A 14,920-nucleotide genomic window follows, 5' to 3' on the forward strand; every position below is an offset into this window, starting at 1 on the left:
AGCTTGATCGCTTAACAGCCTTTTTTGTTTTAGGTTACCGCATCTTTACAATTGTCATCCTTTTTAAAATGAAAAACGATAAGAAGTAGAAGAAGATACCAACTGCAAATAGTTGTATAAAGAATAGCATATCTAGATGCGATATGATTTCGGCGATAAAATCCACTATCCATCCAGTAGCGATCCCGAATAAGAACATAACGCCAACAATACCGAGGGTAATTCCCCCGCCGAAAAAACCATATCGATAAAAGATTAAACCAAGCATAAACATAAACGACATTGCAAAGAAGATAGTCATGATATCCATACCGATTCGTATATACCACGTATCGTCGATAAAATGGGCTAGATGGAGAAAATAGAATCCATCTATTCCAATTCCAGTTATTAGGAATAAAACAAGTTCCTGTAAAAGACTTGCTACGATAGCTTTGACTGCTGATAATAGGAGAAAAAAGATCCCAATTGAAATAAAAATGTTTTTTCGAGTTGCCCCCATTTTAATTGCGAATGGGATGTACTCCCTTACAGAAATAAATGCAACGATACTACAGTAAATATAGATTGGCCCAGTTAGGCTGAATGTCATCATGCCACCATCGATTGCTTTTATATAATATCCAAAAGCAATCGACACCATTAGAATCGATAATAATATTATCCAAAAAACCTTTAAAGAATGGCGGATATCAACCATATAAAAATAGATAAGTCCTTTCAATTGATTATTCACTTTATAGATGCCCCCTTCCCCTTTTCTGTTAGATGAATCATTAATTCTTGTATTGGTATCCCCTCTACGTGAAAACCTTGTTTTTTCGCTTCTTTTATGTTTCCAAAGATATAGGCTGTCATCGTTCCAGCTAATTGTTTTGTTTCAATTACTTCTTTATCTTTTATAAAAGCTTCTACATCCAAGACACTTCCAGATACAGCACAGCTACGTTGACGAAGAACCTCTGCAGACTCTTGTAAAACAAGCCTTCCTTCTTGTAATATCAATACTTCATGAAACATTAAACTGACTTCATCAATGAGATGGGTAGAAAAGATAATCATCCGTTTCTCATTTTCAAATTCTTCTAACATTTTCATGTAAAAATTTTTTCGAGCTGCAGCATCCAACCCAATATACGGTTCATCAAAGATAGTAATTGGTGCTTTGCTTGCTAAACCCACAATAATTCCAAGTGCGGATTCCATCCCTTTTGATAATGTTTTAACCTTTGCATGCGGCTTTAATTGATATTCCTGAATTAATTGATCAGCTAATGGTTGATCCCAGTTTGGATAAAAAAATGAAAAAACACGAAGAATTTCTTTTATTTTTAAGTCTCGTTTAAAATTATTGCTTTCTTTGATTAAACAAATAGTTGCATTTACCCCTTCATTATCAAAAGGTTCCTCTCCGTTTATGAGCACATTGCCACTGGAAGCCAAAGTATTCCCCGCCATAATATCCATAAATGTTGTTTTTCCTGCACCGTTCCTCCCTAGTAATCCATATATTTGCGGGCCATTCAGACGAAATGATACATTATCTAATACTGTATCCTGGTCATATCGTTTCGTTACATTACAAACGTCAACGTTCATTGATAGATCCCTTCCTTTCAATCATCTCTTTTAATTCTGCCTCACTAATACTTAATTTTTTTGCTTCATTTTTTAATGGAAGCATATAATTGTCATAGAATATTTGCTTCCGTTTCTGCAGGACAATTTCCTTTGCCTCTTCGGTTACGAACATACCTACACCCCTTCGCTTAAACAGAATCAATTCGGCAACGAGCTCATTAATACCCTTAGCTGCAGTGGCTGGATTAATTTGGTAATAAGCAGCAAATTCATTTGTAGATGGTACACGTTCACCTGGTTTAATAGAACCATTCATAATCGAGTCTTCTAAATGTTCTTTAATTTGGAGAAAGATTGGCTTATTTTCGTCTAAATGATTTTTCATATGTTTTCACCTTCACGTTATTTGGTTCGTTACTTATGTAATTAACCATATAACCATATCTTAAAAATGTCAATACCTCTATTAATAAATAGGCACGTATATTGTGGACCTTCTTTAGCAAAAAAAAAGCTACATGCGCAGCTGCATGTAGCTTCAATCTTCTCCAATTTTTTTATCTTGGCTCTTTGGCAACCTTCCTGCTTTCTTCACTGCATCTCGAAGTAAAAATTCCACATGACTATTTACACTCCGGAATTCATCTTTTGCCCAAATCTGTAACAGTTCATAAAGCTTTGGATCGATTCGTAGCGGAAAGCTCTTCTTCTTCGACATATTACCCCTCTTTTAAGTTATTGATATAGGGATCCTGTATTTACTACAGGCGTAGTTCCATGATCAGAGACAATAGAAACAAGTAGGTTATTTGCCATTGCAACCCGCCGTTCATCATCGAGTTCCATTGCTCCATTGCTTTCCAATTGATGAATAGCATCTTGAACCATGCCAACAGCACCTTCAACAATCTGCTTTCTAGCTGCAATGATTGCACTTGCTTGCTGACGCTGAAGCATGGCCTGAGCTATCTCTGTAGAGTAAGCAAGATGTGTTAATCTCGTCTCAATAACTTGCACGCCTGCCACATTTAATCGAGCTTGTAACTCCTTAGTCAATTCATTCGAAACTTCCTCTGCATTGCCTCTTAACGTTAATTCAGCATCCGAAAAAGTATCATAAGGATATTTTGTTGCAACAGCACGTATTGCTGTTTCACTTTGAATTTCTACAAATTGTTCATAACGATCGACATCGAAAACTGCTTTGGCACTATCGACAACTTTAAAGACAATAACCGCAGCAATCTCAATTGGATTACCATTTACATCATTTACTTTTAGCCGATTGCTATTAAAGTTACGCACGCGAAGTGAAATTGTTTTTCGTATGGAAAAAGGTACCGTCACTACTATACCTTCTCTCCGAATACTCCCCATATATTTCCCAAGAAAGATAACAACTTGTGACTGGTTAGGCTGAACCAACGTAATACCACTACCTAAGGTGATTGCAACAACCAAGCAAGTAATTCCTATGATAAATTGTTGCTGAATCAGACTTAATATGGTTACCACAAGTAATCCTGCAATAAGTAAAATTCCCAAAAAACCATTCATCGTCCATGCCGGTTTTTCTTGAATCATCATTGACACACCTTCCCCATCCCTTTTTATATCAATATGATATCATTTTTGTATATTTTTGTAAATTATTAACTTGCATCTAAATCATATAATGGTTCTCTTTCTGGAAGTACCAGGTAATCTTCACCATCCGTACGAATTACTAAATTTCCTAGCGCACCAGTAGAATATATATTAGCATTTACGCGGTAGAGATTATTGATAACACGGTCAACTGGATGACCATAATCATTGTCTTTGCTATATGTTAGAATGGCTGTATCTGGGCTTACTGCTTTTAAGAATTTCAATGATGTACTTGTATTTGAACCATGATGGCCAACTTTAATAACCTCCGCATCCACATCGACATTTTTCATAATTTCTTTTTCCTGTTCAATTTCGACATCACTCATAAATAGGATATCCATTGCTTCATAAGACATCTTTAATGCAATGGAAGATTGATTATTGCTTCTCGATTTCTTGTATGTGTTTAATACTTGAATATCTACAGCAGGATCAAGCAATATTTTTTCGTTTTGTTTGGCAACTTTGACTGGTATCTCCTGTTTACGTATTTCTTGAATATATTTCGCATACATTCTTGTTGTGTGAAGCTTTCCAGAATCTAGGATCTTCTTTACCTTTATATGCTTCATTATATAAGGTAATCCACCAATATGATCGACATCTGGATGGGTAGCTACTAAGAGATCGATCTTGTCTATTTTTTTTTCATTTAAATACGATACAACCTTCTTTCCCGCATCAGGGGGGCCACCATCAATTAAAATATTTTTATTTCCAGGTGTTTTTATCAACATGCTATCTCCTTGACCAACATCAATAAAGTGAACCTGCATTTCTGATGAAGATGCTTCACTATGTATAGATAGCATATTACCGTTAAAGCATATAAAAAAAGCAATAATTCCAAATAAAACGCTGCTTTTGCCCATGAAAATGCATCCTCTTTCTTATATAGATAAACTTATCTTTTTACAAAAGCGATGGAATTATTTAATTGCTTTAAAGTAAGTTTCTGGGAGTTATGAGGGCATAAAAAAAGCCGCTGACTTCATTCACAGTCAGCGGTTTTTATCATTTCCTATGCTTGTTTCACCACAATATTATTATCGATAACATCTACTTGAACAGTTTCTATATGGTTATCCTCTAAAATTAAGTCGGTTAGTTGGTCTTCAATCTTATCTTGGATAACCCTGCGTAAAGGTCTTGCACCAAAACGGCGATCATAGCCAAGTCGAACTAATACTTCTTTAGCTTCTTTTGTTATCGTAATGGTAACATTATTCTCTTCCATGGTTTTTTGTAGATCTGAAAGCATAAGATCAACAATTTCCATTAAGTTTTCTTCAGTAAGTTCATTGAATTGGATAATCGCATCAAAACGGTTTAAGAATTCTGGTTTGAAGTAAGCACTTAAATTCTCCAAAGTAGAAACCGATTCATGTGAATCACTATTGAATCCTACATTAACCGTCTTAACCCCAGTTCCAGCATTACTTGTCATAATAATGACAGCTTCTTTAAAACTCACTGTTCTTCCTTGTGAATCTGTTAAATGACCATCCTCCATAATTTGTAAGAACATATTCTGCACATCTGGATGTGCTTTTTCAATTTCATCTAACAATATAATGGAATAAGGGTTTCTGCGAATTTTCTCCGTTAATTGTCCTGCTTCCTCATGGCCTACATAACCAGGAGGTGAACCAATAATTTTGGACACGGCGTGTTTTTCCATATATTCACTCATATCTAATCGAATTAATGAATCCCTTGAGCCAAATAGTTCTTCAGCTAATGCTTTCGTTAATTCCGTCTTCCCTACCCCAGTAGGACCTACAAATAGGAAAGAACCGATTGGTCGATACGTTGATTTTAAGCCGGCACGACTTCGACGAATTGCTTTTGCTACTTTATTAACAGCAACGTCTTGTCCAATTACTTTTGCTCCTAAGTTTTTACCAATGTTTTTCATTTTTTCTTGCTCATCGGCTTGTAGCTTTGTAACCGGAATACCTGTTTTTTCTTCCACAATTAATTGGATATCAGAAATGTCTACATCGATTACTTGCTCTTCATCTTTTGCTTTATCTAATTGTTTTTGTAATTGTATCTCCTGATATCTTAAATGAGCAGCACGTTCATAATCTTCTTTTTCTGCTGCATCTTCTTTCTCTTTAATTATTTCGTTTAAGCGTTGATTAATGGAATCAGAATCTTTTTGAGAATTTGATAGGTTCAAGCGTGAACCAACTTCATCCATCAGATCAATTGCCTTATCTGGTAAATATCTATCTTGAATATAACGTTTTGAAAGTGTTACGAAAGCTTGAATCGCATCATCAGAATAACGAACCTCATGAAAATTTTCATAGCGATCTTTTATTCCTTGTAGTATTTGCACCGCTTCTTCACTCGTTGGCTCTTTTACCATAATTGGTTGCAAACGACGTTCAAGTGCAGCATCCTTTTCAATTTGACGATATTCTTTCAATGTTGTAGCACCAATTAGTTGTAGCTCCCCACGTGCTAATGCAGGTTTTAAGATATTGCCAGCGTCCATTTGTGAACTTTCTGCCGTACCTGCTCCAACTATAAGGTGAACTTCATCCACGAACAAGATAACTTCCTGACGTTCTTGCAATTCTTGAATAAGCTGCTTCATACGTTCTTCGAATTGACCTCGAACACCAGTATTCGCAACTAAAGATGCCACATCTAGCATATAGATTTCCTTGTTCATTAATTTAGCAGGAACATCACCTTCCGTAATCTTCAAGGCTAATCCTTCTGCGATTGCCGTTTTACCAACACCCGGCTCGCCAATTAATACCGGATTATTCTTATTTCTTCGATTTAAGGTTTCCGTTACACGTTTTACTTCTTTATCTCTTCCAATAACCGGATCAATTAATCCAGCTCTTGCTGCATGTGTCACATTTTTGGCAAGTTGATCAATTAATCCATTCCCACGGTTCCCATTTTTCTCTTTCGTTCTTGTGCCCATTTTTTGTGCTCCATTTCCTTGCTGAGAAAATGCGTTAGAAGCATTTCCAAATGGTGTATTTGAGAAGAAGTCATTGGAATTCATCATTTGTCCTTGGATTTCACGAAAACATTCATTACAAAGATGCATTTGCATTTGTTGATGATTAATATTCATTGCAACATTTATACTTGCTTCGTTTTGACCACAATTTTGACAAAGCATTTCCATTCCTCCTTGGAATTATCATTTAATGTTGTTTACTCTAGTTTGACTTTGACTATCTTTGACCTTTGATTATCATTATACTCTGACCTTCTTTGACTTTCAAGAGGTTTGATCAAATTTTTTTAACCTTTACTTAAAACCAGTCATAACCTGACTTCATAACTATTATTCCCAAAGTAATTTGGTTATTAAACATAAGGCAGCGGTAAAAAACAAGGAGCATGAAATGCTCCTTGTTTTTTGACTAATCATTGCGTTTTAATTTTTTCTCTATTTCGTAATTCTACTCTCCTTGTCTTTCCTGATGTGGTTTTTGGTAGTTCATCAATGAACTCAATCTTTCTTGGATATTTATAAGGTCCTGTTAGTGTTTTTACATGATCTTGTAGCTGTTTAATCAGTGGTTCTTCTGCACGGGACCCATCACGTAATACAATAAAGGCTTTTACAATATTTCCTCGCAGTTCGTCTGGACTGGCTACAACGGCACACTCCTGTACAGCAGGATGTTTAACTAAAGCATCTTCTACTTCAAAAGGGCCAATGGTATACCCTGAACTTATAATAATGTCATCGCTTCTTCCCTCAAACCAAAAATATCCTTCTTCATCCTTGGAAGCCTGATCACCTGTAATATAATATTCCCTTCGTCTTGACATATTCGTTCGTTCTTCATCTTTATAGTATTCACGAAACAATGCTGGACAATCAAGTCTAACAGCAATGTCACCTACTTCACCAGGTGTGACAGGTTCTCCATTTTCATCAATGATATCCACATCGTTTCCGGGAGTAGGTTTTCCCATTGACCCAGGTTTAACCTCCATACCTTTCAAGAAACCTAGTAATAATGTATTCTCGGTTTGCCCGTAACCATCACGAACAGTGATGTTAAAATAACGTTGAAATGTATCAATGACTTCAACATTTAAGGGTTCTCCAGCTGATACAGCACTATGCAATGCAGATAAATCATATCCATCTAGATGATCCGCTTTTGCCAGCATTCGATATTCTGTAGGCGTACAGCATAAAACATTAATTTTATGCTCTTGTAACAATTGTAAATATGTTTTCGCATCAAACTTTCCATTGTAAATATAGCCTGTAGCCCCTACACCTAAAACGGATAAGAATGGACTCCAAACCCATTTCTGCCAACCTGGTCCAGCTGTCGCCCACACTTTATCGCCATTATTAATCGATAACCAGTTTTCTGCGGCTGTTTTTAAGTGAGCAAAACCCCATCCATGCGTATGGACAACTCCTTTTGGATTGCCTGTTGTCCCCGATGTATAAGGTAAAAAGGCGATATCGTCCCTTCTTGTTTCTGCTACTTGTAATTGATCACTCGCATCCTCCATTAAGCCATCTAAAAAAAGCCATCCATCTTGAGGTTTTCCAATGACGAACCGATGCAAGTCTTCATATTGATCAATCGTTAGATATTGGTCAATGTATGGATAATAACTTATGATGCCACGAACTTCTCCATGTGTTACACGATATTGGAGGTCCTTTGTCTTTAACATTTCTGAACTAGGAATAATTATAATCCCTGTTTTTAATGCAGCTAAATATACTTCATATGCCTTAATTAAACGAGGCACCATAACCAAAATTTTATCGCCTTTCTGTAGACCACTTTCAAGGAAAGCGTTTCCAATTCTATTTGCATTTCTTACTAAATCATTATATGTAATAGAATATTGATCTCCTGCTTGGTTTTCCCAGATTAACGCAAGCTTGTTCGGATCTTTTGCATGTCTTTCCATTTCCATTGCAATATTATAATTAGGTGGAGCAATTAAATCTTCTCGTCGCATTATTAACAACTCCTTGTTTTTTCACTAGTATACCAAAGGTTGCGAAAATTTTAAATAAAGCAATGGGTTCTTAAATAAAAAAGCTTCATCTCGTATTGGTATACTAGAATGAAGCTTTTCTAAGATTATAACCCATATAATGCTGGAGGTAATTGGTCTTTTAAAACGAGGTCGTCTAAACTCTTAAAACTGTAGCCTTGTTTCTTTAATTTATTAATAATATGGTCAAGTGCTTCTGCATTATCCGACGATACAGTGTGTAATAACATAATCGCTCCGGGGTGAATTTGATCCATAATTTGATCATAAGCATACTTCCATCCTTTTTGCTTGTTTGTCTCCCAATCAATGAAGGCAAGTGACCAAAAAATGTGAATATAACCTAATTCTTTTGACCATTTTAATGTATTTTCATTAAACATACCTCTTGGCGGGCGTAAGTATTTGATCTCCTTTTGATCAGAGACTTCAGCTACAGCATCCTCCAATGTTTCTAACTCTTCTTTAATTGCATCTTTATCCATAATAGAGAAATCTGGATGATGATACGAATGGTTACCTACAATATGCCCCTCGTCTACCATACGTTTGACTAAATCAGGTTTACTATCTACATAGTGTCCTGTTACAAAAAAGGTAGCTGGTACATCATGTTTTTTTAATACATTAAGAATATTATCTGTATATCCTTGCTCATAACCATTGTCAAAGGTGAGATAAATATTCTTTGCCCCGGAGTCGTCCGCATAATAAGCATTGTATTTATCTAACATCCCTTTATATTTCCCTATATCTGGAAGTTCATGGTTTGAATTCTTACTATAACCCCAACCATAGCCATTAGCTGAAACAGTGGACATACATATAAAGGAAATAGCAAGAAGTACAAGGATTGTGAGCGCAGTAATTTTATTCATAACAATCCCACCTGTTTTTCTTTTTACTATCTCCTGCCGACCTGTTTTTATTCTTCTTATTGTACAATGTTACTCGAATTAATAAACAGAACCAATGGTTTTGCAGTTTGTAGAGAAACCCCGTGTTTTTCTACAAGCTTTTTTTGTGCGCCCGTGCGGCCAAAAACCACTCGCTTTCCGGGGATGAACGCCCGATCCTCCTCGTAAAAAACCGCCACTGCGAGGTCTCGGATCGCCGTTTCTCCGCAGGAGTCTCGTAGTATTTCGCCCACCCTTCACCGAAAAAGACTCTGGTGAAGGACACTCTTCTCCATATTCTTGCAGAAAGCCTTCAGTAATGCTTGTTTGCGTACTTTTTGAAGACATCGATGTAGTGGTCAATCTTCTAGAGTAAGTGACAAAACCATTACCGCCTATAGGTTTTCTTCTTATGAATAACAAAAAAAGATGGAATTTCAGGAAAAAAAGCAAAAAAAGACTGCCGATAACTTTCTCGACAGCCTACAGAACCAATGGTTTTGTTTTAAAACATGCCTTTTAAAGAACAATAGCTGCAATCCAACCAAAAATAAATAATGGAATATTATAATGGATAAAAGTTGGTACTACCGTATCCCAAATGTGATGGTGCTTTCCATCTGCATTTAAACCTGATGTTGGACCAAGTGTACTGTCGGAAGCCGGAGATCCTGCGTCTCCTAGTGCTCCAGCTGTGCCAATTAACGCTGCTGTAGCCATTGGTGAAAATCCAGCTGCTAAGCAAATTGGTACATATAAAGCAGCTAATATTGGTATCGTTCCAAATGAAGAACCAATTCCAATCGTTACAAGTAAACCAACTAACAATAAGATAAAAGCAATAAGCGCTTGATTATTATCCAAGAATCCAGACGAAACTTCTACAAGAGCCTCAACAGCTCCAGTTTCCGTTAATATGTTCCCGTATCCTGCTGCTACCAGCATTACAAAGGCAATTGTCCCCATCATTCCGATACCTTCAGAAATAACTCGATCCCCTTTACTAAACGGAATAACAAGGAACAGGAACATACATACAAGACCAGTAAGTGCCCCAACAATTAAATTATCGGTAATAATTTGAACTACCAATGCTGCTACTATTGAGATTAACGTAAATAAGTGCTGTTTATTAAACTGAATGTCTTTCGGTTCTACCACTGCAGCCATTTCGGTTTCACTTTCTAAAGAACCATAATCTCGTTCCTTACGATAACTGAAGAAAATAGCGATTAACAATCCTACAATCATTCCAGAACCAGGGATCAGCATTGCCATCGTTGTTTCACCAACTGTTATATCCGCACCATTTTGGTTCATTCCTTCAACAATCGTCTCGTGAAAAATTAATCCAAAACCTGCTGGAATCAAAATATATGGTGCTTTTAATCCAAATGTCAATGCAGTAGCTACTGCCCTTCGATCTAAGCGCATGCGATCAAATAATTTAAGTAATGGCGGGATTAAAATCGGAATAAAAGCAATATGCACAGGTACTAGGTTTTGCGAAAGTGAAGCTACTCCAGCAATTGCTAATAACATCATTGTCTTTTTACCAGTTAACATACGTATCAGATAGTTCACCAACAATGACGTAATTCCAGTGTAGCTTATGGCAACAGCAAATGCCCCTAATAATATATAACTTAATGCCGTATTAGCACCGCCACCCACTCCATCAACAAGCAAATCAATCGAATCGACAACGTTTAAACCTGACATTAAACCAGCAGTAAGAGCAGCTGCTAATATTGCAATAATTACATTAACACGTAATAAACTTAATATCGTCATCACAAGAACAGATACAATAACAACCCATTCCATGTTCGTTCCCCACTTTCTTTCTCTTTAGTACTTCACTATGATAAAGTAATAAAGTGTAAAAATCAACCCTTTTTTATTTCCATTTTCTAGCTTTCTGAAATAGTTAGAAAAAGAAGGGTATCTAAAACCTCAATTTATATGGACAAACTCAGTTAATTCCATTCAGTATCATTTCCATATATAAATCCGTTAATTCTTCCTCTGATAATTCCCCATCTGGTTGGAACCAATAATATGTGCGGTTGACCATTCCCAATATCGCAAATGAAAGGATATCCGTACGTACCTGACTTTGGAATTCCCCTTTGTCCACTCCTTCTTGGATTAATTTTTGAAAGTTTAATCGGAATTCCTTTCGCTTTTGTTTAATTTGTTCCAGATTAGCATCATCTAAATGACGCATTTCTCGGAATATAATGCGAGCATATTTGCCTTGTGTTTCGATCTTATTAATAATCGAATAAATCATTGTATAAAGTTTTTCTTTCACGTTTTTTGATGAATCATTGATAATTTCGGCTTGTTCCTTGAGCAAATTATGAATATAGGTTAAATGAATATCTCGTAATAATTCTTGCTTACTTGTAAAGTAATAATAAAATGTTCCTTTCGTTGCATCAATGCTATCCACAATATCTTGAATTGAAGTCTCCGTGAAACCTTTTTCATCAAATAAATCAATACTCTTAATCATAATTTTGGCTTTCATGGTACAGCGTCCTTTCTATTGATTATGAGTATCATTATACGGATTGAATAGATATCTGTCGATTCGAGTTCAGTGAATATTCTTAATCACTAAGATAGGGAAAAATGTTTCTAACAGTCACTTTTTTATGAGAGCATATTGGAAAGTGAATCTAGAGGATAAACTGTGAATAGCCTTATTATTGTGATAGAATAAAAAACATCTTTTAAATAATAACAAGGAGGATACATCTTTTTCATGAATCAACGCAACAAGAATTTTTCTAGTGTATTCACTTATGCATCAATTATCGTCGGAATACTGGTACTCTTAGGCGCTATTTTTCCTGATCAATTTGGTACATATTCTGGAGCTATTGGTGCTTGGATTACAGAAGCTTTTGGTTGGTATTATATGACACTTTTTACTTTAATCCTGATATTCTGTATCTTTTTAGGATTTAGTCCAATCGGCAAACTCAAACTGGGTAAACCAACGGAGAAACCTGAATTTAACACGATATCATGGTTAACAATGTTATTTAGTGCCGGTATGGGAATTGGTCTAGTATTTTATGGTTCATCTGAGCCAATCTCTCATTACCTTGCTCCCCCAACTGCTGATGCAGAAACAAAAGCTGCCTTAGCTGAAGCAATGAGGTCAACATTTCTACACTACGGATTCCACCCTTGGGCAGTGTACGGTATTGTAGCACTTGCTTTAGCTTATTCACAGTTTAGAAAAGGGGAAGTTGGTTTAATTTCCAAAACATTGCGGCCTGTTTTAGGAAATAAAGTAGATGGACCTATCGGTAACATTGTAGATGTGTTAGCAGTGTTCGCCACAATTATTGGAGTAGCTGTTTCTTTAGGGGTAGGGGCAATGCAAATTAACGGAGGGTTGAACTACCTCTTCGGCATCCCGAACAATATATTCGTTCAAGGTATTATCATCGCCATTGTTACGGTGTTGTTCTTATATAGTGCTTGGAGTGGTCTAAGTAAGGGGATTCAGTATTTAAGTAATTTAAATATGATATTAGCAGGTCTACTGTTTATTGCTATTTTAATTCTTGGGCCAACACTACTTATACTCAATATGGTTCCAAGTGCAACCGGTGACTATTTATCTACATTAATATTCAGCAGTTTGGATGTAGCTCCCTTAAATGAGCAAAAACATGAGTGGATGCAGTCTTGGACTATATATTACTGGGGCTGGTGGATGAGTTGGAGCCCCTTTGTAGGTATATTTATTGCAAGGGTTTCACGAGGACGTTCAATCCGCGAATTTATCCTTGCGGTATTATTCGTTCCAACCATTGTGAGTATATTTTGGTTTAGTGCATTTGGTCTAACAGGAATTGAAGCGGGGCAAAGTGTACCGCAACTATTTGAGTTGCCACCTGAAACGCAGTTGTTTGGTATATTCAATGAACTACCTATAAGTATCATTTTATCGATTATCGCTTTGGTACTTATATCGTCCTTCTTCATTACCTCAGCCGATTCTGCAACATTTGTTTTGGGTATGCAAACAGCTTTTGGAACGTTGCATCCTAAGAATTTTGTGAAAATTGTATGGGGATTATCGTTATCAGCAATTGCATATGTATTACTTTTATCGGGTGGAGAAACCGGCTTAGATGCATTACAATCTGCAGCAATTATCTCAGCACTACCATTTAGTGTAGTCGTCATATTAATGGCTGTAGCATTCTACAAAGACGCCAATCAGGAAAGAAAATACCTAGGTTTGACACTTACACCGAATAAAAAAAGAATGAAAGAATATATGGATGAGACTAGATCCCAAGATGACCATGATAACAGCAAGGAGTAGAAAGCTATTCTTCTGGCTTGCTAGAAATAAGTCTCGCTGTTTAATTAAATGGACAGGGATATGTATAAACGAAATACAAAAATACCAAATCTCTTTTTTCTAAAAGGGATTTGGTATTTTTATTTGCTGGGAACGACCCATTTTACATACCATCATAAATACAGTCAAATCAATGTTTCACTGCAAAACACTAAAATCAACCTATTCTCTCTCAATTATTGTGGCTATACCTTGCCCTCCACCTATACAAGCAGTGACTAATGCATACCTTCCTTGACGACGTTGTAATTCATAAATCGCTTTTGTTATTAAGATTGCACCAGTTGCTCCAAGCGGATGACCATGGGAAATCGCTCCTCCATTTACATTCAACTTTGCTTTATCAAACCCTAATTCTCGATCGCATGCGATTACTTGGGCAGCAAAGGCCTCATTCAATTCGATTATATCCATCTCATCCAAGCGCTGTTCCGCCTTTTCCATCAGTTTCTTCGTTGCTGGTACAGGACCAATCCCCATGATATTTGGATCAACACCAGCTACTGCTGCTTGACGAATAATCGCTAATGGTTTTAACCCTAAACGTTCTGCTTTTTCTCTAGCCATGATTACTAGTGCAGCTGCAGCATCATTCAATCCTGAACTGCTACCCGCAGTAACCGTACCATCCTCTAAAAAGGCAGGTGGCAATTTCGCTAAACCTTGCAAATTCGTTTGTGGTCGTGGATGCTCATCTTCATCGAATACGAAAGGGTCGCTTTTACGAATAGGTACGGTAATAGGGACAATTTGCTCATCAAAGTAGCCTAATTCCATTGCATTAGACATTTTTTGCTGACTTTCTAAGGCAAATTGATCTTGTTCCTCTCTTGTTATATTATATTTTGTGGCTAAATTTTCAGCAGTTATCCCCATTGGCGGATCACCAATTTCAGATGGGGACAGTGTTGATTTGCGAAAGGATGGTGGTGCTGGACTATATGGACGTTCTGCTCGATCCATTAAGTAGGGTGCCCTACTCATACTTTCAACTCCACCTGCTACAATGACATCGCCATTGCCTGACTGAATTGCTTGTGCAGCTAAAACAACAGCATTAATACCCGATCCACATTGTCTATCCACAGTTAGGCCAGGAATTTGTATAGATAAATTCGTTTGTAATGCGGTTAAGCGGGCAATATTACCACCTCCGCTTAATACATTGCCAAGAATGACATCATCAATATCTTCCGGATCGACATTGACCCGATTTACTGCTTCCTTTATAGCTTCTGCCCCAAATATATGAGCGGGAACAGTCGCTAAAGCTCCCCCTTGCCTGGCAATTGGCGTTCGAACTGCAGAAACAACAACAGCATCACGATTCATGAAACTAACCTCCGTCTCTTATAGTAAATAACGATATAGC

13 protein-coding genes are annotated in these 14,920 nt (G+C 36.8%); 1 reads left to right on the plus strand and 12 read right to left on the minus strand.

Translation table 11 applies throughout. From position 1 onward, the window contains the following. Positions 1–34: 34 nt before the first annotated feature. The 11 genes from M948_RS32295 to M948_RS32345 form a co-directional block, all read right to left on the minus strand. Positions 35–736 (minus strand): hypothetical protein, encoded by a 702-nt coding sequence (locus M948_RS32295; RefSeq protein WP_021290598.1) that lies wholly within the window; start codon positions 734–736, stop codon positions 35–37. Next, positions 733–1,599 carry an ABC transporter ATP-binding protein gene (locus M948_RS32300; RefSeq protein ID WP_021290599.1) on the minus strand — a complete coding sequence of 289 codons (867 nt, stop codon included), beginning with the start codon at positions 1,597–1,599 and terminating at the stop codon, positions 733–735. Before M948_RS32300 ends, M948_RS32295 begins: the two co-directional genes overlap by 4 nt. Further along, positions 1,589–1,966, minus strand: coding sequence for a GntR family transcriptional regulator (locus M948_RS32305; protein ID WP_021290600.1), 378 nt, complete (start codon positions 1,964–1,966; stop codon positions 1,589–1,591). Before M948_RS32305 ends, M948_RS32300 begins: the two co-directional genes overlap by 11 nt. A gap of 153 nt (positions 1,967–2,119) precedes the next feature. Then, positions 2,120–2,299: an Arc family DNA-binding protein gene (locus tag M948_RS32310; protein WP_021290601.1), complete on the minus strand. Its 180-nt coding sequence runs from the start codon at positions 2,297–2,299 to the stop codon at positions 2,120–2,122. Positions 2,300–2,316: 17 nt separating this feature from the next. Beyond that, a complete protein-coding gene (locus M948_RS32315; RefSeq protein WP_031335399.1) occupies positions 2,317–3,162 on the minus strand; it encodes an SPFH domain-containing protein in 846 nt (281 codons plus the stop codon). 71 nt (positions 3,163–3,233) lie between these two features. Further along, positions 3,234–4,106 carry a ComEC/Rec2 family competence protein gene (locus M948_RS32320; RefSeq protein ID WP_021290603.1) on the minus strand — a complete coding sequence of 291 codons (873 nt, stop codon included), beginning with the start codon at positions 4,104–4,106 and terminating at the stop codon, positions 3,234–3,236. 149 nt (positions 4,107–4,255) lie between these two features. Beyond that, on the minus strand, positions 4,256–6,388 hold the full coding sequence (locus M948_RS32325) for an ATP-dependent Clp protease ATP-binding subunit (protein ID WP_021290604.1): 2,133 nt from the start codon (positions 6,386–6,388) through the stop codon (positions 4,256–4,258). 251 nt (positions 6,389–6,639) lie between these two features. Next, positions 6,640–8,217, minus strand: a complete 1,578-nt coding sequence (gene mbcS / locus M948_RS32330) for an acyl-CoA synthetase MbcS (protein WP_021290605.1) — start codon at positions 8,215–8,217, stop codon at positions 6,640–6,642. A gap of 125 nt (positions 8,218–8,342) precedes the next feature. Next, positions 8,343–9,134, minus strand: coding sequence for a delta-lactam-biosynthetic de-N-acetylase (pdaA, locus tag M948_RS32335; RefSeq protein WP_021290606.1), 792 nt, complete (start codon positions 9,132–9,134; stop codon positions 8,343–8,345). 537 nt (positions 9,135–9,671) lie between these two features. Further along, positions 9,672–10,979 carry a Na+/H+ antiporter family protein gene (locus M948_RS32340; RefSeq protein ID WP_021290608.1) on the minus strand — a complete coding sequence of 436 codons (1,308 nt, stop codon included), beginning with the start codon at positions 10,977–10,979 and terminating at the stop codon, positions 9,672–9,674. Positions 10,980–11,127: 148 nt separating this feature from the next. Then, positions 11,128–11,688, minus strand: coding sequence for a TetR/AcrR family transcriptional regulator (locus tag M948_RS32345; protein WP_021290609.1), 561 nt, complete (start codon positions 11,686–11,688; stop codon positions 11,128–11,130). A gap of 237 nt (positions 11,689–11,925) precedes the next feature. Between M948_RS32345 and M948_RS32350 the strand changes: the two genes are divergently transcribed. Continuing rightward, a complete protein-coding gene (locus M948_RS32350; RefSeq protein WP_021290610.1) occupies positions 11,926–13,509 on the plus strand; it encodes a BCCT family transporter in 1,584 nt (527 codons plus the stop codon). A 201-nt stretch (positions 13,510–13,710) separates the two neighbouring features. Here the strand turns inward: M948_RS32350 and M948_RS32355 are convergent, their stop codons facing one another. After that, positions 13,711–14,880: a thiolase family protein gene (locus M948_RS32355; protein ID WP_021290611.1), complete on the minus strand. Its 1,170-nt coding sequence runs from the start codon at positions 14,878–14,880 to the stop codon at positions 13,711–13,713. Positions 14,881–14,920: the final 40 nt, after the last annotated feature.

Source organism: Virgibacillus sp. CM-4, from assembly GCF_000445495.1.
In the GTDB taxonomy this organism is placed as follows: domain Bacteria; phylum Bacillota; class Bacilli; order Bacillales; family Amphibacillaceae; genus Virgibacillus; species Virgibacillus salexigens.